The sequence below is a fragment of the Acidobacteriota bacterium genome, from assembly GCA_016196035.1.
Classification (GTDB): domain Bacteria; phylum Acidobacteriota; class Blastocatellia; order RBC074; family RBC074; genus JACPYM01.
This window is the reverse complement of the sequence record JACPYM010000123.1, coordinates 104953-128638: the sequence shown is the minus strand read 5'-3', so window position 1 is coordinate 128638 and position 23686 is coordinate 104953. Positions and strand designations below refer to the sequence as shown.

General features: G+C 52.7%; 17 protein-coding genes. All 17 read left to right on the top strand.

Translation table 11 applies throughout. The features are described 5' to 3' along the window. The first annotated feature begins 66 nt into the window (after nucleotides 1-66). The 17 genes from HY011_34495 to HY011_34415 all read left to right on the top strand — a co-directional run bounded on the left by HY011_34495 (nucleotide 67) and on the right by HY011_34415 (nucleotide 23651). Entirely contained in the window at nucleotides 67-2403 is a 2337-nt protein-coding gene (locus HY011_34495) for a polysaccharide biosynthesis tyrosine autokinase (GenBank protein ID MBI3428063.1), read from the top strand. Nucleotides 2404-2683: 280 nt separating this feature from the next. Further along, complete coding sequence (gene asnB / locus HY011_34490) at nucleotides 2684-4591, top strand: asparagine synthase (glutamine-hydrolyzing) (GenBank protein ID MBI3428062.1); 1908 nt, start codon at nucleotides 2684-2686, stop codon at nucleotides 4589-4591. Continuing rightward, nucleotides 4591-5886, top strand: coding sequence for an ABC transporter ATP-binding protein (locus tag HY011_34485; protein ID MBI3428061.1), 1296 nt, complete (start codon nucleotides 4591-4593; stop codon nucleotides 5884-5886). Before asnB (HY011_34490) ends, HY011_34485 begins: the two co-directional genes overlap by 1 nt. Beyond that, nucleotides 5853-6761 (top strand): glycosyltransferase, encoded by a 909-nt coding sequence (locus tag HY011_34480; protein MBI3428060.1) that lies wholly within the window; start codon nucleotides 5853-5855, stop codon nucleotides 6759-6761. The genes HY011_34485 and HY011_34480 overlap by 34 nt, the downstream gene beginning before the upstream one ends. 11 nt (nucleotides 6762-6772) lie before the next feature. Further along, nucleotides 6773-7669, top strand: coding sequence for a glycosyltransferase (locus tag HY011_34475; GenBank protein MBI3428059.1), 897 nt, complete (start codon nucleotides 6773-6775; stop codon nucleotides 7667-7669). Nucleotides 7670-7672: 3 nt separating this feature from the next. Next, nucleotides 7673-8758 carry a glycosyltransferase family 4 protein gene (locus HY011_34470; protein ID MBI3428058.1) on the top strand — a complete coding sequence of 362 codons (1086 nt, stop codon included), beginning with the start codon at nucleotides 7673-7675 and terminating at the stop codon, nucleotides 8756-8758. A 9-nt stretch (nucleotides 8759-8767) separates the two neighbouring features. Beyond that, nucleotides 8768-9676 (top strand): glycosyltransferase family 2 protein, encoded by a 909-nt coding sequence (locus HY011_34465; protein MBI3428057.1) that lies wholly within the window; start codon nucleotides 8768-8770, stop codon nucleotides 9674-9676. Then, complete coding sequence (locus HY011_34460) at nucleotides 9673-10629, top strand: glycosyltransferase family 2 protein (GenBank protein ID MBI3428056.1); 957 nt, start codon at nucleotides 9673-9675, stop codon at nucleotides 10627-10629. The genes HY011_34465 and HY011_34460 overlap by 4 nt, the downstream gene beginning before the upstream one ends. Next, complete coding sequence (locus tag HY011_34455) at nucleotides 10622-11578, top strand: glycosyltransferase family 2 protein (protein MBI3428055.1); 957 nt, start codon at nucleotides 10622-10624, stop codon at nucleotides 11576-11578. Before HY011_34460 ends, HY011_34455 begins: the two co-directional genes overlap by 8 nt. Nucleotides 11579-11608: 30 nt before the next feature. Beyond that, the gene (locus HY011_34450; protein MBI3428054.1) at nucleotides 11609-13186 is read left to right on the top strand and encodes a hypothetical protein; all 1578 of its coding nucleotides are present in this window, start codon (nucleotides 11609-11611) and stop codon (nucleotides 13184-13186) included. Nucleotides 13187-13219: 33 nt separating this feature from the next. Next, nucleotides 13220-14419, top strand: a complete 1200-nt coding sequence (locus tag HY011_34445) for a glycosyltransferase family 4 protein (GenBank protein ID MBI3428053.1) — start codon at nucleotides 13220-13222, stop codon at nucleotides 14417-14419. Then, nucleotides 14416-15816, top strand: a complete 1401-nt coding sequence (locus HY011_34440; GenBank protein MBI3428052.1) for an O-antigen ligase family protein — start codon at nucleotides 14416-14418, stop codon at nucleotides 15814-15816. Before HY011_34445 ends, HY011_34440 begins: the two co-directional genes overlap by 4 nt. Beyond that, nucleotides 15809-17401 carry a glycosyltransferase family 39 protein gene (locus HY011_34435; protein ID MBI3428051.1) on the top strand — a complete coding sequence of 531 codons (1593 nt, stop codon included), beginning with the start codon at nucleotides 15809-15811 and terminating at the stop codon, nucleotides 17399-17401. Before HY011_34440 ends, HY011_34435 begins: the two co-directional genes overlap by 8 nt. Before the next feature lie 29 nt (nucleotides 17402-17430). Beyond that, on the top strand, nucleotides 17431-18618 hold the full coding sequence (locus HY011_34430; protein ID MBI3428050.1) for a glycosyltransferase family 4 protein: 1188 nt from the start codon (nucleotides 17431-17433) through the stop codon (nucleotides 18616-18618). Beyond that, nucleotides 18615-19547, top strand: coding sequence for a glycosyltransferase family 2 protein (locus HY011_34425; protein MBI3428049.1), 933 nt, complete (start codon nucleotides 18615-18617; stop codon nucleotides 19545-19547). The genes HY011_34430 and HY011_34425 overlap by 4 nt, the downstream gene beginning before the upstream one ends. A gap of 8 nt (nucleotides 19548-19555) precedes the next feature. Continuing rightward, nucleotides 19556-21508, top strand: a complete 1953-nt coding sequence (gene asnB, locus HY011_34420) for an asparagine synthase (glutamine-hydrolyzing) (protein MBI3428048.1) — start codon at nucleotides 19556-19558, stop codon at nucleotides 21506-21508. Between the two features lie 7 nt (nucleotides 21509-21515). Beyond that, nucleotides 21516-23651 (top strand): bi-domain-containing oxidoreductase, encoded by a 2136-nt coding sequence (locus HY011_34415; protein MBI3428047.1) that lies wholly within the window; start codon nucleotides 21516-21518, stop codon nucleotides 23649-23651. Nucleotides 23652-23686 lie beyond the last annotated feature (35 nt).

Here is a 23686-nt window from a genome sequence, read left to right as displayed (position 1 = left end):
AATGAAGCTGCAAATGAGCGCCAAACAAGCTAGCCTGCCTCGTTCGCAGCGCGGATTCATCCCTAAATGCAAGAAGAGAATCGCAACAACAAGCTAATGACCGTTGATGAGGCGGCGGCGGCGCTGGATATGCTGCGGCGCGATTATGGCTACGGACGCGGCGGCGCGGCGGAAACCGAAGAAACGCATTTGCGCGATTACTGGCGCATTATTCGCCGCCGTTTGTGGGTGCCCCTCAGCGTCGTGATTCTGGCGGTCACGTTGACGACGATTTACAACCTGCGCCTGCCTTCGATTTATGAAGGCGTCACCAAGATCGAAGTCGAACGCGAAGACCACGTCGTCAATCTCAAAGACCTGCAAATCAATGTCGGCGGCGGCGACGATTCGGCTTACATCAACACCCAACTCAAAATCCTGCAAAGCCCGCGCATCGCCTATCTGGTCGTGAAGGCGCTTGATCTGGAACACAACGGCGCGTTCCTGCCCACGAGTAAAGACAAGCCCCAGTCCGGCTCGCAAACAGAAGGCCGCCTCGCCGTCAGCAATGGCGAGAGTGACGAAAAGCTTGAGATGCAGCGGTTGATTCGGTACACCGACATCCTGCAAGGCAATGTGGATGTGCGGCCTGTGCGCGACACGCGCCTGGTCGAGATTCGCTATCAGCATCAGGACAAAGATTTGGCGCGCAAGGTTGCCGACACCTGGGCCGATGTCTTTATCAAAAGCGACCTTGATCGTCGCTACGACGCGAACAAAAAATCGGGTGAATTCCTCGAACGCAGCATTGCCGATTACCGGGTGAAATTGCGCGAGGCTGAGGAAAAGCTGCAAAACTATCGTGTCTCGCATCAGGTGCTGGATTTTGGCGAACGGCAAAATACGGTGACGGATCGTCTGAATGCGATCAACAGCTTGCTGCTGACGGCTGAAAATGAACGGAAGACTTTGCAGACGGCTTATGAGATGAGCAAGGCCGCCAACGACCCTTTCATGCTGCCCCAAATTCAAAAAGACTCGCTCGTGCAGGAGTTGATCAAAAAGCTGGGCGATCTGAAACAGAAGCGCGAGCAATTGCTGGTGGAATTTACCGAAGAGTGGCCCGAAGTCAAAAAGATCAATCAGGAGGTCTCGCAGGTCGAAGGCGAATTGCGCGCCGCCCAGCAACGCATTCTCGGCTCGCTGGAAAATCAATACCGCGCCGCTGTGGAGAAAGAAAATCAACTCAAAGCTTCGTTTGCCCAGCAGCGTTCTGAAACCATGCAACAGAACGAAGGCGCGATTTCGGCCAAGATGTTGCAGCAGGAAGTGGACACGAACCGGCAGATGCTCGACAAATTGCTGCAAAGCCAGAGCAGCGTCGAAGTCTCAGCCGCTGGGTTGATCAAACCCAATTTGCGCGTCACGGAATATTCGCCCATGCCGCGTTCACCAGTCGCGCCCAAACGCGCGCAGAACATCCTGCTCAGCTTGTTGCTCGGTCTGATGGGCGGCATCGGGCTGGTGCTCTTCCTCGATTACATCAACAACAAGGTCGAATCGGTCGAAGACATTGACCGGCATTTGAAATTGCCGGCGCTGGGCGTCATACCCATTTTCGAGACAAACAAAACGCGCAAGTCGCTCGTTGACGGCAGCTTGACCGGCCAGGAGTTGGTACCGACAAACGGCGTCATGAGCGGCGATGGCAGCGTGATCTTGACCCAGGTCGAAGCCAATTCGTCTATCGCCGAAAGCTACCGGCAGTTGCGCACTTCGTTGCTGTTGTCGTCGGCGGGACACGCGCCGCGCACGCTGCTGATCACCAGCAGCCAGCCCGCCGAAGGCAAGACCACCACCAGCGTCAACACGGCGATTTCATTGGCCCAAACGGGCGCGGCTGTCCTGATCGTGGATGCCGATTTGCGCCGCCCGCGTGTGCACAAGATTTTCGGCCTGAAAAACAACGCCGGTCTGTGCAATTACCTGGCGGGCGATTGCGAACTGGCTTCGCTGATCCAGATTGCGATGCCCAATTTGTATGTGTTGCCGGTCGGCCCGTTGCCGCCCAATCCTGCCGAATTACTTGGCTCGGTCAAGATGAAGCAAGTCGTGGAAACGCTTTCGGCTAATTTCGATTACGTCATCATTGATTCGCCGCCCGTCTCGTCCTTTGCCGATAGTCTGATCCTCTCGGCGCTCGTCGAAGGCGTGATCATCGTCATTCGCAGCGGCTTTACCCCGCGCGAAATGGCGCAACGCACCAAAACCCATTTGCAATCGGTCGGCGCTAAAATTCTGGGCGTCGTCGTCAACCAGATCAAATTGCAACCCCACGATTATTATTACTATTCGACGTATTACAGCCGCTATTACTACGGTTCGGGCGATGGTGAAAAGCAGGACGCGGCGCAAGATGGTTAATTGTTGCGATTGGTGTTAGCGCGGCGTCTCAGGCTCTGGCCCCGGTTCCGGCTCCTCTCTCTTCCCACCAATTGCAGGCGACAATCGAATGCTGCCTCGTCATGAGGTTTCCTTTACGGTTGGTCAATGGGTCGTGGTGTGTTTAAGACGCGCGCAGTATGGCAATCTGCTAGTTTGCTGCGATTGAGGTGGTGACAGAGTTGAACCAACCATGCCTCAGGCCATTGCTACAGTGGGTTGGCGGCCTGCTGTACATTCAATCAAAACGCTACAAGTAAGCATGTGCGGAATCTGCGGCATCATCGCGCCGCTGCCAAAACACGAAATCCTGCCCCCGCTCACCCGCGCCACGCGCGCCCTGACGCACCGCGGCCCTGATGACGAAGGGCTGGATTTCCTCACGCCCGACTCTGCGCCGCTCACCGCCGCCTTCGGACATCGCCGCCTGAGCATCCTGGATCTTTCCTCTGCCGGGCATCAGCCCATGCACGAAGCCGCCACCGGGAATTGGATTACCTACAACGGCGAAGTCTTCAACTTTCAGGAAGTGCGGCGAACACTTGAAGCGCGTGGTCTCCACTTCCAATCCAACAGTGACACCGAAGTCTTGCTGAAAAGCTATGGGCTGTTAGGCCAGGCTGCCATTGAGAGTTGGCGCGGCATGTTCGCGCTCGGCTTTTGGGAAGCCGCCGCGCAACGATTGGTGCTGGTGCGCGACCGGCTCGGCATCAAACCGCTCTATTACTATTACGACGGCCAAAACTTTCTCTTCGCCTCGGAAGTGCGCGCCTTGCTGGCGACGGGGCTGGTGCCGCGCAAACTGTCGCGCGTGGCGGTCGAGAGTTACTTGGCCTATGGTTCAGTCCAGCAGCCGCTGACAATCATCGAGAACGTTTACGCGGTGCTGCCGGGGCATCTATTGACCTTCGCCAACGGCCAGCTTCGCACCGAACCCTATTGGCGATTAAGTGCTCCCGCGCTGCTCGCCGCCCCTCAGGATAAAGCTGCCGTTACCGAAGAGATTGCCGCCTTGTTGCTCGAAGCCGTGCGGTTGCGCTTGGTTTCTGATGTGCCCGTCGGCGTGTTTTTGAGTGGCGGCATTGATTCCAGCGCGCTCGTGTCGTTGCTGCGGCGGGCGACGGCCAGCGAGGTCAAAACCTTTTCGGTCTTTTTCAAAGAACTCGATTTCAATGAGCGCGTCTATGCTGAACGGGTCGCACAAGCTTACGAGACCGATCATCATTCGGTCTTTCTTTCGGAGCGCGAAGTCCTGACCAAGCTGCCGCGCGCATTGAATGCGTTGGATCAACCGGCGGTGGATGGCCTCAACTCCTTCATCGTTTCTGAAGCGGCTGTCGGGGCCGGGCTGAAAGTGGCGCTCTCAGGGTTGGGCGGCGACGAGGTCTTCGCGGGCTACGATTTCTTTCGCACCGTGGAGCAAAGCGAACGCCGCCGCACCCAGGTGCAGATGGTGCCGACAGGTTTGCGCCGCGCCGCTTCGACGGCGATTGGCGCGCTCGGTACGCTTTCCCATAACCATCGCGCCAACAAACTCAGCCTGTTATTGCGCAGCGAACATCTGCATGAACATTCGGTGCAATTGCATCGCCGGCTTTTCACGCGGGAACAACAACAACGCTTGCTGGCCGCCAACGGTTACGCCAGCGAGACCTATCAACGTGACTGGACGCTGTTGGCGGATTGGACATCGCACCAGCGCGCCGGTTGCGCGACGGCGGATGCCGTCAACCAGGCTTCGATCATGGAAATGTGCGGCTATCTCAGTAATACCCTGTTGCGCGATACCGATACGATGAGCATGGCGCATAGCCTGGAAGTACGCGTTCCTTTGATTGATCACAAGCTGGTCGAACGGATGCTGGCGCTGCCCGGCGCCTTGAAAATGCGCCCGCACGAACCCAAAAAATTATTGGTGGACGCGGTGGGCAATCTGCCACCAGAAATTGTCAATCGCCCCAAACGCGGTTTTGAATTGCCCTTCAAACACTGGCTGTTGGGTGAACTGCGCGAACAGGTTGAGCAGTCCTTTACCGCTCCCGGCTTCGACAGTCTCTTCCAGCCGCAAGGCGTGCAGGCGCTCTGGCAGGATTTTTTGCAAGGCCGCGTTACCTGGTCGCGCGTCTGGAGCGTATTCGTGCTCGGCGAATGGCTGCGCCGCAATCTCTGATGCCATCTTTTGCACTCAAAGCCGCAGGTTTGTCGAAACGCTACCGGCTGGGCGCGCGCGAAACACTCAACCGCACGCTCGGCGAAACGCTGATGGCCGCCGCGCGCCGGTTCAACCCGCTGGCGAATGGCCGCAATGGCGGGCACACGCCAGCCGGAACAGAATTCTGGGCGCTTAAAGATGTCAGTTTCAGCATTCAACCCGGCGAGATTGTCGGCATCATCGGGCGCAACGGTGCCGGCAAAAGCACGTTGCTGAAAATACTTGCCCGCATCACCGAACCCACCCACGGACACGCCGAAGTCTTTGGCCGGCTGGGCAGTTTGTTGGAAGTCGGTACGGGCTTTCACCCTGATCTGACCGGACGCGAAAATATTTATCTCAATGGCTCAATCCTGGGCATGACGCGCCGCGACATCGAGCGCAAATTCGATGAAATCGTCGCGTTTGCCGAACTGGAGCGCTTTCTCGATACACCCGTCAAACATTACAGCAGCGGCATGTATGTGCGCCTCGCTTTTGCCGTGGCGGCGCATCTGGAGCCGGAAATCTTGTTAGTGGATGAAGTCTTAGCCGTCGGTGATGCGGCCTTTCAAAAAAAATGCCTTGGCAAAATGTCCGCTGTCGCGCGGGATGGCCGCACGGTGTTATTTGTCAGTCATAACACCGCCGCGCTGTTGGCTTTCTGTCAGCGCGGCATCTTGCTTGAGCATGGGCAGATTATGGCCGACGCTCAGATCGAAACAGTAATTCAACGCTACTTGAGTAACTTGCGAGTAACTACACCTTGGGATTTATCAAACCACCAGGAACGGCAAGGCCAGGGCCGGGTGCGCTTTACCGCAGTGTTTTTTGAGGATGAAGATGGCAATCCGGTTGAGCAAGGTATGTCGGGTCAACCGCTGGTGGTTAAGTTGAAATATCAATGCGAACATCTGGGCCAAACGCAATCGTTACCGAATTGCCGTGCCGCTGTGACGTTTTTCGACCTACTGGGCCAACCGCTCTTCAATTGTTCCAGCGAACTGGTCATTCAAAACCCGGTCACGCTCGCGCCCCGGGGAGAATTGCGTTGTGTGATCCCACGGTTACCGCTTAGCCGAGGTCAGTATTTGTTGACCTTGTTTTTACAGGTCAACCACGAAATTGAGGACTGGATCGAAAATGCCATTGAACTAGAAGTAATTGACGGCGATTTTTATGGCACCGGCAGGCTTTACCCTCCCGGCTGGCATGGCAAGGGTGTTTTAGTACCACATCAATGGTTGATGGCGGCGGAGAGCCGAGAGTCTTGACAGTGATTTTGTCGCAACTTGAATTACCAGCGCCGCCACCGGACAAACAAGGCTGGCCCTGGCATATTACTTCATCGGTTTCTGATCGAGAAAAAAATGGGCTGCCGAAAATTAGTGTAGTTACTCCATCTTATAATCAAGGTGCATTTCTAGAACAAACAATCCGCTCGGTGTTACTGCAAAGTTACCCGAACCTCGAATACATCGTCATTGATGGCGGCAGTCAGGACTGTAGCGTCGAGGTTATACGCAAATACGAACCCTGGCTTACTTTTTGGGTGAGCGAAACGGATCGTGGGCAAAGCCACGCCATTAATAAAGGTTTTGCTCGCAGTACTGGCGAGATTATGTGTTGGCTGAATAGCGATGATTATTTTGCCCCGAATACGCTCTGGACAGTGTCAAAATTACTGGGAGCCTCGACAGGCCATACGGCTGTGGCCGGGCACGCCGTGGTTGTGTTTTGTGATGGCAGATCGCCGGCAATAGTAAAGGGCTGGTATGAAAACCGCCTGAGATTATTGAAGTTTTGGAAAGGCTATCAAATGCATCAAGCGTCTATTTTTTGGCGGCGTGAGGTGTTTGAGAAGACCGGCCTTTTACGCGAGGACTTACATCTGATTATGGATTTTGATTACTGGGCGCGCATCGCCGAGCACTTTTCATTTACCAATGTAGATCAGGTTTTGTCTTACTGTACCTGGCATCCAGCCGCCAAAACCAGCGATAATTGTGTAAAAGCGCAGCAAAACATGTGGGATCACCGGTTTTCTTACTGGGGCCAGATCTGGAAGCCAGACTTCTGGGAAATGCAGGCTTCGGCCATTAAGTATCGGACGATCCGCCCCATTTTAGAGAAACTGAGACTGAAATAGTTACCCACCTTATGCCTAAAGTGTCAGTTGTTATTCCAGTTTATAACACCGCGTACTATTTGCCCGAAGCAATTGAAAGCGTGCTACAGCAGACCTATCGGGATTTCGAAATTTTGGTCGTTGATGATGGCTCGACGGATAACTCGCATCAAGTGGCATTAAGCCATACGCCGCGCGTCAAGCTGATCGCACAGAGCAACGGTGGCCCTGCTTCAGCGCGGAATGCTGGCATGCGACAAGCCGGCGGTGAATACATTGCCTTTCTGGATAGTGATGACGCCTGGGTCGAAGATAAGCTGGCAGAGCAAGTTGAATTGTTAGACAATAATCCAGCCATCGGACTGGTTTATGGAAAAGCGATAATGTATCAACAGATAGGCCGCGCCCGCCAATATGGAAATACAATTGGACACACACAGTCGCCAACGTTAGAAGCTTTGTTATTCGGCAATTTTATCCCAGCTCAGACCGTGTTATTCCGGCGGAAATGTGTGGAAGAAATAGGCTACATGAAAGAAAGCGCCGCATTGCCGGTGGCGGAAGATTTTGAGTTCTGGCTACGATTTGCCAAAAACTACCCGTTGGCTGGAATCAATCGGACATTGGCCTACTACCGCATTCACGAAAATAACTTACTGGGTGGCGGACACGATATTGAAAAGGGTTTGAAGTATGCGCTGGCGGCGCTGTTAGAGTTTGAGCGGCAATACCCCGATGTTTGGGCTGAATGTGAAGTGAAGCGGGATTTACTCTTCGCTCGTATGCATATCCGGGCAGGGTTTGCCTGGAAACAACGTGGAGCCTGGCTGCGCTGTTTCGGCCAATACAAAGCGGCCTTAAATGAAAGCTGGCACCCGCGTGTTTGGCGTTGGATGGTAGCTGCGGCTATGTTGCCACGCTGGTCATAAGATATGCGGATTACCTTCGTCTTGCCGCTTTACTTGAACTATCCGGCAGGTGGATTCAAAGTTGTTTATGAATATGCGAATTGCTTACAGGCGCGCGGTCATCACGTAACGCTTGTGCATCCGCGCAACATCGAACCTGCTGTTGGAGCCATCGAGCAAATGAAAAGTCATCTATGGCCTCTGCGCATGCACTGGCGCGACGGCACACTCGTTCCCTGGTTTCGCTTACAACCTGGTGTTCGGGTTTTACTGGTGACTGACCTCAGAGAAAAAAATATCCCTGCTGGTGATGCGATTGTGGCAACAGGTTATAGCACGGCGTTTTGGGTCGCCCGCTACGCCCTACAGAAAGGGCGGAAATACTATTTGATTCAACATTATGAGACTTGGGACGGCAACGAAGTCGAAGTGAACCACACCTGGAAGTTACCCTTGCATAAAATTGTCATTGCGAAATGGCTCTGGGAAATCGCCAAAGGCTTTGGTGAAAAAGAGCGTACTACCTATATTCCTAATGGCCTGGATTTTTCGCATTTTCGTGTTCTGACCCCGCCCGCCAGCCGCCCTTTACGCGTAGGGATGCTCGCGCACCCATTCGCATGGAAGGGAACTTTAGATGGTATTACTGCCTTAACTGAAGTGCACAAACATCTACCCAGGTTACAAGCCACTTTATTTGGAACGCATCCACGTCCCGTCGAGGTGCCAAGCTGGATTAAGTACAAGCAGAAACCAACGCCGGCAGAATTGCTTGAGCTTTATAATTCCTGTGCGGTTTTTTTGCATCCGAGTTGGGCCGAAGGCTGGCCGTTGCCGCCAGCAGAATCCATGGCGTGCGGTTGCGCATTAGTGGCGGCGGCCAATCCCGGCGTTTTGGATTATGCTGAAAATGGCATGACCGCATTAATGGCTGAAGTGAAGAACCCTTTAGCCTTAGCCAGCCAATTGCTGGCCGTTCTAAAAAATCCACGACTTCGCCAGCGATTAGCGGAAGCAGGCCGCATCACAATAGCGGGGTATACCTGGGAACGGGCGGCAAACGCATTTGAAAGGCTATTACTAACACAAGCTATAACTGACATCGAATAGTCGGTCGTTATGAATGTACCTTTAGTGTATGTGATTGTGCTGAATTATAATGGGGCAGGCTGGTTAAACACCTGCCTTGCTTCATTACGCGATACAACTTATGGCAATTTTCGGGTGATTTTAGTAGACAATGGATCTCAGGATGACAGTGTGCACATGGTACGGGCAGCTTTCTCGCAAGTCGAAATTATTGAAAATGAAGTTAATCTAGGATTCTCGGAAGGCAATAATGTCGGGATTAAGCGTGCCTTAAACGCCGGGGCCGACTATGTTGTTTTGTTAAACCCGGACACGAAAGTTACTGCAAATTGGCTAGCTGAAATTGTCGAAATTGGTGAGAATGAACCCTTGGTGGGGATTTTAGGCCCGCTCCAATATGACTATGCGAGTAACGAGTTTAATACTTGGACAAAGAGCGCTGTTCCACCGCATTTAATTGAATCTGAACAAGCAAATGCGTGCCCTGCTTGGTTGGCGATGGATTGGGTAGAAGGATCATGTTTTGCGGTGAAACGCGAAATTTTCCTGCGGCTAGGTTATCTTGACCCCATTTATTTCTCCTTTTACGAAGAGATTGATTTCTGCCGCCGTGCTGCTTGCGCCGGTTATCAAATCGCTTTGGTACCTAAGTGCCGTATCCATCATCACCGAGGTGGAACTTGGAACATACAGAAGAATCGGCAGCGAGATTATTTGTGTGATCGGGGCCAATTCATCTACAGCATGACTGATCCGCGCCGTACTATCTGGGGAAATCTGAAGTGGTGGCTAATTACTCTTGGTACAAAAATGAAAGAGTTACTCTGGCCGCCTAATATTGACCGACTTGTTACTTTGGTTCAGATACAAGTATTTCTGGTTGCCAACGGCCTAAATGTTTATAACAAATGGAAGCGTGATCAGGTATTGATCGCATGAATATCCCGCAAATTTCAGAACAATCAGTTCAGATTTCTGTCGTGATCCCTACGCGTGACCGCCTGAGCGCATTGAAAACATGTTTGGTTGCGCTTTGTCAGCAAGAGTTTCCAGTACAAAGCTATGAAATCATCGTTTGCGATGATGGTTCTGTGGAGGATGTAGGAGGCTTGGTAAGCGAGTTTAGTCAAGCCGGTGGCAATTGGGTGTACCTTAAGCAACCCGCAAAAGGGCCGGGCGCTGCACGCAATCTTGGAATCCGGCAGGCGCGCGGAAAAATTGTTGCCATGACCGATAGCGATACGGTGCCAGACCCTAAGTGGCTGACCAAAATCTGGGAAGCATTACTTAATCACCCAGAGGCCATTGCCGTAGAAGGCCGGGTATATGCCCAAAACGAAGGTGAGTTTGGCCCCTTGGGTGAGGGGCCGACAAATAAAGTTGGCGGTGTATACTTAACCTGCAATTGTGCTTATCGCCGTCATGTGTTGTTAAAGGCTGGCGGGTTTGATGAAACCTTTCCATATGCTGCTTATGAAGATACGGAATTGGCGGCACGGGTACAACAATTCGGGTCAATTGTCTGGCAACCAGAGGCTGTTGTGATTCACCCCGAACGGCCTTTGACTATGCAAGGGGTGCTAAAAAAATTACGTCATTGGGAATATGTTCTGATCATGGGATTTCGATATGGGTATTTGGCGTGGCGTCAATACCCAGTTAATCATCCACGGTTACGAGTTGCGCTCTTGGCTAGTCTGGTATTGCCTACGGCTAAATTCAGAAAAGCTTTGTCATGGTTCCGCGTGAGACCAATTGCTTCGTGTGTGTTAGCGTTCTATGGATTGGTGGAAGCTGTTGGTGCGATAATTTGGGTGACTCCTAAAGCACTCTTTGCGAATTATGCTAGCCGAGTTATTCGTAATAATTATTTGGGTGACTTGAATGGGTGAATCTGCCGAGCCTTTGGTTGCAATTGTTGTGCTTGCTTACAATTGCACCAAGAAAGTGGTTCGCTGCCTAACTTCCCTGAATAAGCTGAGCTACTCAAATTACCAAGTAATTGTAGTAGATAATAAGTCGGCGGACGATGTTGAAACTAAAGTGACGGTTGAATTTCCGCAGGCGATTTTTATTCAGTCGGGGGCAAATTTGGGCTATACCGGCGGAAATAATTTGGGTATCACTTATGCATTAGCGCAAAAAGCCGAATATGTCCTGATACTCAACCCTGACACTGTCGTGCTTAATCCCGATTTTATCGGGGATGTTGTTGCCTATTGTGAGTTGCATCCACAGATAGGCGTGGCTGGGCCGCGAGTTTATTTGCGGGCTAGCGATAACGTGCAAAACACAGTGCTCTACGCGCCGGGTTTTTGGCGGAATTTATGGAACTGGTTTGCTTACCGTTTGGCGCCGGCAGCATTCATGAAGTCGCAGGATAGCATAGTGGACGCGGAAGTCTTGAATGGCGTATGCGTGCTTTTGCGCGGTTCCTGTTTACGCGCAGTCGGTTTGTTTGATGAAGCAATCTTCATGTATATCGAAGATGCTGATTTTGATTATCGTGCGCGCTCTGCGGGCTGGAAAGTACAATATTTGCCGATTGATAGTATTGTGCATGAGCAGCAAATGAACGGATACCATATGACAAGTATGGTTAGCTTTTTATTGCGCAGGAACTCAGTGTACTATCTTTATAAGATCGGTAAACGCTTTGAGGCTTGGGCATACGCAGCATTTTCGCTGGCGATTTTGTACTTACGTGCTTATTTGAGTTTTAATTCGGAGAAAACCGGTGAATACACGCGTTTTTGCAGGCGTTTGGTGGCTGCCTACTGCCAGATTTTGTTCGGGCAAAAGCTGGGACGCTCGTTTGGGCCTCCTTATAGTGAATGGTAGTGATTGGCTGGTGCCCCGGAAAGGTGTTAGATGAAAAAGTGTGTTATCAATATTTTGATAGTATTTGGCTGCTTGGCATTGCCGGGTACGCGGGTGCTTACAGCCTCGGCGCAAACGAATGAGGGGGTAGGTTATCCATTGCCTCTGGTGGGGCATTGGAACCTCGGGGAAGCGCCAAACGGATTCAGCCCTACATATCAAATTAAATTGATGGAGCAGGGCAAGCATATTCTCCCCTGGTTTCTGCTGGCGAATTGGAATATTCAGCCGGACAATCCTTATTGGGTCGAGTATTACGAAGCGGCCATCAAGAAAGCTGCGGTGTTAAAACTTCCGATTGCTCTCGTTAGCACGCAATGGGAAATCTGGCTCTCAGTCGAAGACCGTTATCTGTCCTTACCTGCCAATGAAAATCCAAATGTAGTTACTCTGGATGGGAAAATTAGCCGCGAAGTTTCGCCTGTGGGAGGGGTTAGAGCTTGGCGTGACCTGGGGCGGCGTTGGACTGATAGCCGGATAATGAAGAAGTTGCAAGAGCTATACCCTGATCCTCCCTACATTCTGTTCGTGTCGAATAATGAGCACGTTAAGCTGCCTTGGAATCGTTTGCAAGAAGATAGACGTTATGTTGAAAAATACGGCGCAGATCGGAGCGATGAACTTAAGCGGCAAGTTACTGCTGAGGGCTGGATCGAGCGTTACAGAGCGATTCAAGAAGGGTTAAGAGAAGGCCTAAGCAACGAAAACTGGCGGGCCAAAGCCATCTTTATCGGTTACAACGCCTTTGGGCCGGCGCATTTTGCGCGTTGGGCAGGTTGGCAAGAGTATTCGCTTTATAACAGAGGCCGAATTGACCCTGCCGCTTTAGCTTGGGATGGATGCTCAGTGCCGTATTATGTTTTTAATTGGAGCGCAATTACTGATTACACCGTTTTTAGCCCGCAAATCGAAGCGATGAACTGGGTTTTTATGCAAGCTGAGGCTCGGCGTCAGAACCCGGAGTTTTGGTTTGAAATGTCGGTGTGGAATGGGAACATGCCAGGGGATGCCAGTGATAAACTGGCGGGTTATTTGAAGCAAGGGCAGAGTTACTCGCCAGAACGGTATAAAGGTATGGCCCAATTTGGTATGTGGTTATTACGCCCACGCCTGGTGAGGGAGTTTCGGAGCTGGCTTGAGACAGTAACGGATTTTGAGTCATATTTTCTGCCCCTGGTCGAATCCGTCGAACGTGTCCATAATCAGGTGGTGTTACGGGATTTCTGGCAAAAGGGTAAGCTTGTTGCAAATAAGGCTAACAAACACCCCTATCAAAGCATAGTACCGGTAGAGTATGAGAGTGTTGATCGTTGGTTTCTGCTGGATACCTCGCTTGATCCAGCGCGCCCCTGGCAATTAGGCACTCAGCTACCGGTTTATGCGCTCGCGCTAACCCAGGGAAAAGTGCCGCAACGGCAATGGTTGATTTATGCCCACGCGCCGTTAGGCGAGCAGCAACAGGTAGCGATACGTGTCCCAGATTATCGCTCAGTAAAAATAGATGTTAGCGTTGGCGGGTCGTTTTACCTAGTTGACGAAAAATGGCAACGCGTTGCACCTGTGCGATAGCTGTCACAAACATCTCCTCACTTTTGTTAGCCAATGAAAAAAGTATTGTTGCTAAGCAATGTCCCCTCACCTTATCTAACACCACTTTTCAATAAACTTGCTCATGACGCTGGCTGGAAGTTGCTGATTTGTTACGTTTCGCGCTGGAACAGAAATGTTGGTTGGTCTGAAACGCAAGCCTGTGGTTACGTAATGAATGGCGAGATGGTGCTGGATGAAGAAAGGCAATGGCTCAGACGCTTCAGTTCACAATGGGCGGCCGCATTAGCTTTATTGCAAAAACTCTGGCAACAACGGCCTGACTATTTAGTAATTTATGGCTATACCCGGGTGCCGCAACTTGCCGCTTTGGCTTGGTGTTTCCTTACTCGCTGCCCTTTTGCGATTGCCGGAGATGCGACTTATTACGCTGATAATGCACGAGGAGCGCGGCGATTTTTTAAAGCAGGCTGGCTTGGCTTCATTGCGCGACAAGCTGCGGCGGTTTTAGTCGTGGGCAAAGCCAGCCGCATGTTTTGGGAAGCTTATGGAGCCCGGCCAGAACAAATTTTTGAGGCGCTGTTTGCCGTAGACAATGATTGGTTTGCCGCAGAAAGCCGGCGGCAACATGCCAAGGCAGAGGCTTTTCGAAGGCAAAAAGGATGGCAGGACAAGCTGGTTTTTTTGTATGTCGGCCGCCTGATCAAGCGAAAAAATGTAGATTTGTTGGTTAGTGCGGTGCAACAGGTAAGATCGGATCGAGCTGTCTTACTGATTGTTGGGGATGGGGATGAGCGCGCAGGTTTAGAAACGTTAGCTGAAGGCGACCCGCGTATCACATTTGTTGGTAACGCCAGCCAGCAGGAATTAGCTTTTTACTACGCCTTAGCGGAGGTGTTGGTACTAGCTTCGCAAACGGAGCCTTGGGGATTGGTTATTAATGAAGCGATGGCATGTGGTCTGGCTATTATTGCGCATTGGCAATGCGGTGCGGCAGTTGATTTAGTTGGCGACGACAATGGCGTTGTATTGCACAGCTTTACTGTGGAGGAACTAACCAGGGCGATCAATGAACTCACCAGCGCGCAGGAAAAAGTAAGAGCAATGCAAGCATGTTCACGCGAGAAGATCGTTCATTGGTCCTTTGAGCACGCGGCGTTAGCCATCCGGCAAGCCGTCGAGTTAACCGGGCAACCAAAAGGAGTTGCTGTGCAACCCTCGCCCGTAGCAAGCGATTTGGAGAAAACGCGATGATCGTTGCTGGTGTTCTGTTGGGCACAATATGCTGGTTGCTCGTTTTTCGGTTAAAGGACCGATTCATCCGCGCTTATGGAGCCTTCTTTCTGGTTTTGTTATTTTTTGTGGTGAACAAAGGCTCGCTTGCTGAGACATCATTCTTTTCGACAGATATTAGCAGCCCTATGAGCCTCTTGCGCTGGCTCACCCTGGGCATTTTAGTAGTGGTGTCGTTACGTGCTCGTAGGCCACAAGCAATGCGCACGGATGTCATGTCAGGCGCAATCGTTGGGGTGTTTCTACTCGATATCCTCGTTTCGACAACTTATGCGGAAGACAAAAGCTATGCTTTAATGCGGGCTTTAAGTTTTGTGTTAATGGCTGTTGCCATAATGATCGGATTTGTTTTCTATCTGTATTGGCGGGCGAATTGCCTGTCTTTTATTCGCCTGCATTATTACACCGCGCTCTGTTTGCTACCCACGGCCATGATTCTGTACCTGACAGGGCTCAGCCAATACGGCGCGGGAGTATTGATGAGTCAGTATGCAGGGCCTTTTAGCAATCAGAACTTATTCGGGATTTTTTCCGCTTTAATCACGCCGTATGTATTGTTTCACTGGAAGATGGAAGCGACCAAGCGCTGGCAGTGGTGGTTAGACGCGGGGTTGTTGGCGGTGATTTTCTCTGGCGTCTGGCTGTCTAATTCGCGTGGTGGTTTATTGTCGACGCTAATCGCTGTTGCTAGCTACTTTTTTACGGTGAATCTTGAGAGCCGCTTGAAAATCTTCGCACTTGTGTTTTGCGCTATAGTGATTTTTGCAGTTTTCCCGAAATTGCAAAGTACGGTCACTTCGTTCATTCGCAAAGATACGGTTCAACGCGCCGAGGTGAAAAATGTCGGTGAACAACTTGTTGAGGAACGTCGCTACGGCATGTGGACTGGTGTGTTACCGCTTTACTGGAAAGAGAAGATGACTGGTTATGGCTTTGCTTCTTCGCATTTGTTGACGTTTGCTTTTACGACTGACAAAGAAGCAGGCCGGCATGTCCATAACAGTTATTTAGAATTATTTGGTGACCTGGGTTTGCCGGGCATTCTGCTCTTGTTACTGATTTTATACCGGGTCGCTGCGCACGGCCTTACCTTATTGCATCGCCGCGACTACGAATTACAACGAAATATCAATGCTGTCTTTATTTCGATCTTTGCGGCAGGCGCAGTGAATGCTTTTTTTGAGAGTTGGATGTTTTCAGTTGGCAACCTGATTTCGCTGATCTTTTGGGGGCCTTTGGCTGGTATCGTGGCGCAGTGGGTCGGGCGCGAACGAAATGTCATTGAACCGGAGCTTGTTATGGGCCTGAAAGGCGATTATGCGAGTGGCGGATTGCGGCCACAACTTGGCCATGAATAAGTTGGCCGACGGTGAGCGCGAGATAGGCCGGACGAACCTGTCAGTCAAGCGGAAATTACTGGCAATCATTGTGTTGGTAATGGGGTACCAGTTATTTGCTATCGGGCGTGTCCCGGCTTATGCCACTGATGATGACGGGGCTTATGCCGCCGCTGGCTATCAAATCTGGCAAACGGGCAAGCCAGGTGTGGCAGGGTACAAAGACGTTGTCGGTATGGGTCGTGACATTTACCTGCTTGGTCATATTGGAGCCTGGGTGCAAGGCGTATTTATGAAATTGGCCGGGGTCGGAGTAGTTACTGCGTTGTTACCCTCGGTGTTGGTTGGTATGGCTGTGTTAGTTATGGTCTTTCTGCTAGGGCGAGAGCTATGGAGCGAGCAAACCGGATTGCTCGCTGCCTTGTTGCTCAGTTTGTCAGGAGTTTTTTTCAGCGCGGCGCATTCAGCGCGCCCGGATCTGTTAGTGACGCTTTTCTTGCTAACGGCGATGTGGTTGACGGTCTCGGCGCCTGTTGAGCGGCCATACTTACGATTGTTATTAGCCGGGTTGGTGATGGGGATGAGCGGAGACGTGCATCCCAACGGGTTTCTGCTGGCACCGCTGCCGTGGGTTGGCTGGGTGTTGTTACGCAGGCCAACTTGGAGTTTATTTTGGCGTGTTACTTTGCTTTATGGGTTGGGTGGGCTGATCGGGATTGCCTATTGGTTAGCCAGTCATTACTTGCCACAACCTGCCGATTTTCGCAGGCAAAATACACTGCATGGTTTAGCCACACACGGCGTGAAGCTTCTCGATCATGGATTGTGGGGCGCTATTGGCGCGGAGTTGCAACGGTATTTGAACTGGTTCTGGTATGCGCGCGGACATCGCCATTTGCCCGAAGGGGTGGCCGTCTTACTAAGCGGGGTGTTGTTATGGCGGCGTGATAGGCGGACGGGACGTATGTTAGTCGGAGTTTGGTTGGTATTGTTTTTGATTGCCGCGGCTTTGATGAGCAATGTGTTTGGCTGGTATTTGATCTTTGCCTGGCCGTTGTTCGCGCTCTGGCTGGCTAGAGCGATTGAATTGCTTAAACCGCGTTGGCTGGCTGATTGTGCTGTCGGATTGTTGATCGTGGCCTATCTATTCAATCTTGGTTTGTGGCATTGGAAAGCCCGGCAGGAAATACCGTTGTCAATGCGGTTGTCCGAGTTACGCGCGGCCATCCCGGCTGGTGCGCCAGTGTTGGCTAGCGCCGATTTGTGGTTTGCCTATTGGGATCGCAATTTTACGCACGAGCCTTATCTTTCATTTCGTGCATTGGAAGCGAAACTCTATCCCGAAACCGGGCCGACCGGCTGGGAGGTTGAGCAGCAAAAGCTGGGCTGGCAATACATCGTAGCGCACGGGAATTTGCAGCGCGCTTTAGACCCTGAATTCCCGCTGGAAGAGATGCTGGCCGTCGAACCGTGGCGCAGTCGCGCGGATGAAGTGCGCGCGGCGCGCGCGTTTTCGCTCAAACGTTGCTCTGTGGTGAAGCGCCTTGCCTCGGCGGAGAATACCATCGCCATCTTTCGTATCAACGTGAGTAACACCACACCGTAACAGGCAATTTGATGTTTGGGATTTGAACGGTGGCAAATGTCTTGTTGAACGCCTTGGCTTCGACGGCAGGCGGCGGATTGACTTACTTACGAAATGTATTGCCACGTTTAAGCCACAGCCATGAACATCAATACTATGTTTTGACGCCGCCCGAACAGTCGGAAAATTATCGGCGTTTAGCGGGCCCATGCCTGAAGATCGAAAAGGTCTCTGTTTCCAGCGGAACATGGGCGCGGATTTGGTGGGAACAGACCCGCCTGCGAGATTTTATCGAGACCTGGCAAATCGATGTGCTGGTTTCGCTCGGCAACTTCGCGTTATTGACTTCGGCGATACCACAGATTCTTTTTAACCGTAATGCGCTGTATTTTTCGCCTGAGTTTGCGCGCGATTTGCAGGCGCGCGGCGAATATAGCGCTTGGCTCAACCACCAGGTTAAAAGCTGGTTGGCGCGACTTTCTATCAAAACGGCGGACATTAATGTCGCGCCGTCTGCTGCCCTCCTCAATCAGCTTCAAGCCTTGTTAGGCTCCCAGCCGCCTCAGTTTGCCGTACTTCCTTTCGGCTTCGATCAGCAACAATTTACTGCCGATTCGCAACCGCTCGCTGCTCAAATAACTGACAAACTCAACTTTCAACCGAATTGCCGCCGATTGTTGTACGTCAGTCACTATAACTATTTTCGCAATTTCGAAACCCTGTTGCGCGCCTTGCCGGAATTGAAGCGCACGCTGCGTGAGCGTGCCGGGTTGCAATTGCAACTTGTGCTAACAACTGAATTGAAGCAGGGCGCAATTTATGGCGGATATGATGCGTCTGCGGCTTCGAGTTTGATTGATCAGTTAGGCGTGCGCGCTGACATTGCGATGTTGGGCGGTGTGCCTTACGAACAACTGCATCAGCTTTACCAATTGTGTGATGCCTATGTTTGTCCGTCCTATGCCGAAAGTTTTGGTCATCCATTGGTCGAGGCAATGGCCTCGGGGTTGCCCGTGGCTACGGCTGATTTACCAGTTCATCAGGAAATATGTGGCACTGCCGCGCTTTACTTCGACGTTTTTGATGCGCGGGCGTTGGCTGAACAATGCACCCGCCTGCTGACAGATATTCGATTGTGTGCCGTGCTAGTTGAAAGAGGGAGGCGGCGCGCTCAGGAATTTTCCTGGGACAAGCATTGCCAGCAATTGACAGCATTGATTCGGGATTGTGTGACGTGAACGAGCAGACGAACAAACTGCCCCTTTCAGTTATCGTACCGGTCAAAAATGAAGCGCAGAACCTTGCTGCTTGCCTAATCAGCGTGGCCTGGGCCGACGAAATCTGGGTAGTGGATTCGCATAGCACTGACGGGACGGTGGAATTAGCCAAACAACTTGGTGCGCAGGTGGCGCAATTTGAATATGCAGGCGGCTTTCCCAAGAAGAAGAACTGGGCTTTAGCGAATTTAGCTTTGCGGAATGAATGGGTGTTATTACTCGATGCGGATGAGCGTGTAACACCGGCGTTGGAAACTGAGATACGCGCGTTACTTAATGGCCCAAACATCGCCGATGGCTATTACATCAATCGCAAGCTGATTTTTTTAGAACGTTGGATTAAGCATTGTGGCTGGTATCCAAGCTGGAACATGCGGCTATTCAAACACAGGTTGGGCCGCTACGAAAAACTTGCTGCCGAGGATGTTGAACAGGCAGGCGATGTAGAGGTACACGAGCATGTGGTTTTAGCTGGTCGCGCTGCTTATTTGAAACATGACTTATTGCACGAAGATTTCAAAAGCATCTTTCATTTCATTGAACGGCATAACCGGTATTCGAATTGGGAAGCGCGGGTATACGCCAACTTTGCGCGCGGGCAGCGTGGCGAAAGTAGCATCGGAGCTGCTCTGCTTGGCTCTCCTTTAGAGCGCAAACGGTTGATCAAACAATGGTGGGCGCGGCTGCCCTGCCGCCCCATACTCAGATTTTTGTGGATGTATGTTTTTCGTCTGGGCTTTCTCGATGGCAAGCCAGGCCTGATCTTTTGCACGTTAATGACGATGCATGAGGCCGTGATTGGGGCGAAACTTTATGAGCAAACGTTATTGCCGGCCCAAGATAAATTACAAGCATCGCGTAACAAGGTTGAGACGTCGTTGGAGCGTTGAAGCAGTTTATGTGTGGAATTTGCGGTATCGTCGGAACCAGTGAGCACGAGGTGGTCGAGCGGATGACGCTTAGCTTGGCGCATCGCGGCCCGGATGATAGCGGTGTGGCTCTGTTCCCACTGCATAAATTAGCGCTGGGCCATCGGCGCTTGAGCGTGATGGATCTATCACCTAAAGGTCGTCAGCCGATGAGTAATGAGGATGGCACGGTTTGGCTAAGTTTTAACGGCGAGGTTTATAACTTCCGCGAGTTAAAAGCTGCGCTTGATCCTGCCCGTCATCAGTTTGTTTCTGAAACTGATAGCGAAGTTATTTTGCACTTGTACGAAGAGCGCGGCCCGGCGGCGTTTAAGGCGCTCAATGGCATGTTCGCGCTGGCCTTATATGATGCTGAACGGTCGCGCTTGTTTCTGGTGCGCGATCAGTTGGGCGTCAAGCCACTTTATTACACCGAGACTGATGGCAAACTGCTGTTCGGTTCTGAGATCAAAGCTTTACTGGCGGCCAACAGCTTCACACCGGAAGTGGATTGGCAGTCTGCCCGCGATTACTTTTCTTTCTTGTTTGTGCCCGCGCCGAACACGATCTGGCGCGGCATCTTTCAACTGCCGCCCGCGCACTGGCTGGAATATGACCTGCGCGGCTGCCGGGTCGTGCGCATCGAACGCTATTGGCAACCAGCCGTCAGCAGCACGCCTGCCCATCAACCGGATATAAGTGAGTTACGCGCGGAGTTACGCGGGCTGCTGTCTGAGGCAGTGACGCAACAGATGGTGAGTGATGTGCCATTGGGCGCGTTTTTGTCGGGCGGCGTGGATTCAAACATCATTGTCGGACTGATGGCGAGCCAGGCACAACGGCCCGTTAAGACCTTTACCGTGTTATTTGAAGGTGCGGAGTTGGATTATTACGATGAGCGCGTTGAAGCGCGCCGCATCGCCGATAAGTTTGGAACGGAACATCACGAGTTATCGGTTGACCTGTCGCACCCGGAAGAAATGCTTGAGTTAGTCGAGTATTTCGACCAGCCGTTTGGTAACACTACGTTTTATCTAACTTATTTGTTATCCAGATACACGCGCGAACACGTCACGGTGGCCCTGTCTGGCGCGGGTGGCGATGAGTTATTTGCTGGGTATCCGCGTTACCGCGCCGTCCAGGCTGCGCGTTGGCTGCGGTTTTTGCCGCGCGGTGTAGCGCAAACCGCATTGGCAGCGCTGACGCATTTGCCTGACCACTTTGCCGACCGGCGCTTGCATCGTATCCGCGCCTTGCTGGGTGGATTGGATGACGATGAGGCGACCCAATATTTGCAATGGGTTTATTACTTAAGTGAAGAGCGCAAAGATCAGTTGCTGAAATCGCACCCAGGCGGGATGCGACCGGCGGCACGCATCCTGACAGAGCATCTGCGCGAGATGCCGCGTGAACTGGAAGACGGGAACCGCTTTTCGCTGTTGGATGTCCAAACCTTTTTGCCCGACAACCTGTTGGAGTATTCGGACAAGATGAGCATGGCCTGGGCGCTGGAATTACGCGTGCCCTATCTTGATCCGCGCGTTGTTGAATTTGCATTCCGCTTGCCCTTTGCAACCAAGCTGAACCGGCGCGGCAGCAAGGTGATCTTGCGGGAAGCATTCGCAGACTTAATTCCGGCGGAACATCAACGCGCGCCGAAAAAAGGTTTTAACGTGCCGCTGGGAAACTGGATGCGCACCAAGCTGGATCGTTATTTCGACGAATTGCTACCGCGTAGCTATGTCGAGCGCGAAGGCGTCTTTAATTACGATTGCATTCAGTTACTTCGCGCAGAGCATCAACGGGGGCGGCGTGATAATGGATATGAGCTATTTGCGATCTTGATGTTTGATGCCTGGTATCGGCGGTATGTGACTGGAACGCTGTCACGCAAGTTAAATCCGACAGGCGACAGGGTACGCGTGGCGCGAGTTGCTGGCTAGCAAACGAATGAAACAGGTAATTCAAAATTTCCGCTCCGGCGTGCTCAAGATAGACGAGGTGCCTGAGACGATGGTCAAACGCGGCGGCGTGCTGGTGCGCAACGTGGCTTCCTTGATCAGCGCGGGCACCGAAAAGATGGCGGTGGATCTGGCGCAACGTTCGCTGGTCGGCAAAGCCAAAGAGCGGCCCGATCTGGTCAAGCAAGTGTTGGGCAAGCTGCGGCGCGATGGATTGCTGGCTACGTTGAACGCGGTCAAGGCGCGGCTCGATGCGCCGTTAGCGCTTGGTTACAGTTGCGCGGGCGTGGTGTGCGAAGTGGGGCAGGGGGCCGAAGAGTTTCAGGTTGGTGATCGGGTGGCGTGTGCGGGGATGAACTATGCCTCGCACGCCGAGACTGTGTTTGTGCCGAAGAATTTGACGGTCAAACTGCCGGAAGGAGTGAGCTTTGACGAAGCGGCTTGCGTGACCTTGGGTGCGATTGCGTTGCAGGGCGTGCGCACGGCGGACGTGAAGCTGGGTGATGCGGTGGCGGTGATCGGCTTGGGCTTGCTCGGGCAGTTGACGATTCAGATTTTGAAGGCGGCGGGTTGCCGTGTGTTGGGCATTGATCTGGATGCAGGCAAGCTGGCGTTGGCGCAGCAATTGGGGGCGGATGCGGCGGTGTTGCGCGGTGATGATGTCGAATTGGCGGTAGCGCAATTCAGCGGCGGTTATGGTGTGGATGCAGTCATCATCACGGCGGCGGCAGCGACGAACGATCCGCTTGAATTGGCGGGCGTGATCGCGCGCGACCGGGCGATTGTTTCGATGGTGGGCGCGGTCGGGATGAACGTGCCGCGCAAGGTTTATTACGAAAAGGAATTGCAACTGCGGCTCTCGCGGTCATATGGGCCGGGGCGTTACGACGCGCAATACGAAGAACAGGGCGTGGATTATCCCATCGGCTATGTGCGTTGGACGGAACGCCGCAATATGCAGGAGTTTTTGCGGCTGGTGGCGGTCAAAGTTGTGCGGCTGGAACCGCTCATCACGCATCGCTTCCCGATTGCGCAGGCCGGGCAGGCTTACGACATCATCACCGGCAAGACCCCGCGGCCGTACATGGGCATCCTGCTGACGTATCCCGAAAGTGTCGCGCCCAGTACGCGGCTGATGACATTGAAACAAACGACGCGCAACGCTGCCGCCGTCAATCTGGGCGTGGGCTTAGGCGTAATTGGGGCGGGCAATTTCGCCAAGAGCGTGTTGTTGCCGCGCCTGGCAAAGGCTGAGGGGGTGAGCTTGGTTGGTTTGGTGACGGCGACGGGGCGGAATGCCAAAGCAATTGGCGAACAGTATGGCTTCGGATTTTGCACGACCGATTACCGCGAGTTGCTGGAGCGCGCCGAGATCAACACGGTGCTGATCGCCACGCGGCACGACACGCACGCGCGGATGGCAGCGGAGGCTTTGCGGGCGGGCAAAGTGGTTTATGTCGAGAAACCGCTCGCCATCAACGAGGAAGGGTTGCAGGAAGTCGCCGAGGCGGTGATGCAAACGGGCGGACAATTGCTGGTCGGCTTCAATCGGCGCTTTTCAGCCTTGTCGGTCGCGCTGAAACAACACTTTGAGCATGCCGGGCCGCTGGCGATCACGTACCGCATCAACGCGGGCGCGGTGCCGAAAGAGAGTTGGATTCAAAACGAAGAGGGCGGCGGGCGCATCGTCGGCGAGGTTTGCCATTTCGTGGATACCCTGCAATTTCTGACCGATGCCGAACCGGTCGAAGTATTTGCTTATGCGGCAAGCGCAGACACCTTGAGCATTATTCTCAAACTCAGTGATGGCTCGGTCGGTAACATCAACTACTTTGCGACCGGCGACCGCAGCTTCCCGAAAGAGCGTATCGAAGTCTATGGCGGCGGGCGGGCAGCGGTACTGGATGATTTCCGCGTGCTGGAATGCTGGCGCGACGGCCAGCGCAAGGTCACGAAGCGGCTGGCGCAGGACAAGGGATTTGACCAGGAATTGGCGGCTTTTGTGGCTGCCGTGCGCGTCGGCACCGCGATGCCAATTGCATGGCGCAGTTTGTATCTAACAACGCTGGCAACGTTGAAAATCGAGGCCGCGTTGCGCAGCGGGCAACCGGAACAGCTTCATTGAATCTGGCGCTGGCCTTACGCACGCTGCCGTATTTG

Coding starts and splice junctions, on each gene's coding strand:
- asnB (MBI3428062.1), top strand. CDS start 2,684: ATGTGCGGAATCTGCGGCATCATCGCGCCGCTGCCAAAACACGAAATC.
- HY011_34445 (MBI3428053.1), top strand. CDS start 13,220: ATGAAAAAAGTATTGTTGCTAAGCAATGTCCCCTCACCTTATCTAACA.
- asnB (MBI3428048.1), top strand. CDS start 19,556: ATGTGTGGAATTTGCGGTATCGTCGGAACCAGTGAGCACGAGGTGGTC.
- HY011_34480 (MBI3428060.1), top strand. CDS start 5,853: ATGGTTGATGGCGGCGGAGAGCCGAGAGTCTTGACAGTGATTTTGTCG.
- HY011_34470 (MBI3428058.1), top strand. CDS start 7,673: ATGCGGATTACCTTCGTCTTGCCGCTTTACTTGAACTATCCGGCAGGT.
- HY011_34475 (MBI3428059.1), top strand. CDS start 6,773: ATGCCTAAAGTGTCAGTTGTTATTCCAGTTTATAACACCGCGTACTAT.
- HY011_34440 (MBI3428052.1), top strand. CDS start 14,416: ATGATCGTTGCTGGTGTTCTGTTGGGCACAATATGCTGGTTGCTCGTT.
- HY011_34455 (MBI3428055.1), top strand. CDS start 10,622: ATGGGTGAATCTGCCGAGCCTTTGGTTGCAATTGTTGTGCTTGCTTAC.
- HY011_34460 (MBI3428056.1), top strand. CDS start 9,673: ATGAATATCCCGCAAATTTCAGAACAATCAGTTCAGATTTCTGTCGTG.
- HY011_34415 (MBI3428047.1), top strand. CDS start 21,516: ATGAAACAGGTAATTCAAAATTTCCGCTCCGGCGTGCTCAAGATAGAC.
- HY011_34465 (MBI3428057.1), top strand. CDS start 8,768: ATGAATGTACCTTTAGTGTATGTGATTGTGCTGAATTATAATGGGGCA.
- HY011_34450 (MBI3428054.1), top strand. CDS start 11,609: ATGAAAAAGTGTGTTATCAATATTTTGATAGTATTTGGCTGCTTGGCA.
- HY011_34435 (MBI3428051.1), top strand. CDS start 15,809: ATGAATAAGTTGGCCGACGGTGAGCGCGAGATAGGCCGGACGAACCTG.
- HY011_34495 (MBI3428063.1), top strand. CDS start 67: ATGCAAGAAGAGAATCGCAACAACAAGCTAATGACCGTTGATGAGGCG.
- HY011_34485 (MBI3428061.1), top strand. CDS start 4,591: ATGCCATCTTTTGCACTCAAAGCCGCAGGTTTGTCGAAACGCTACCGG.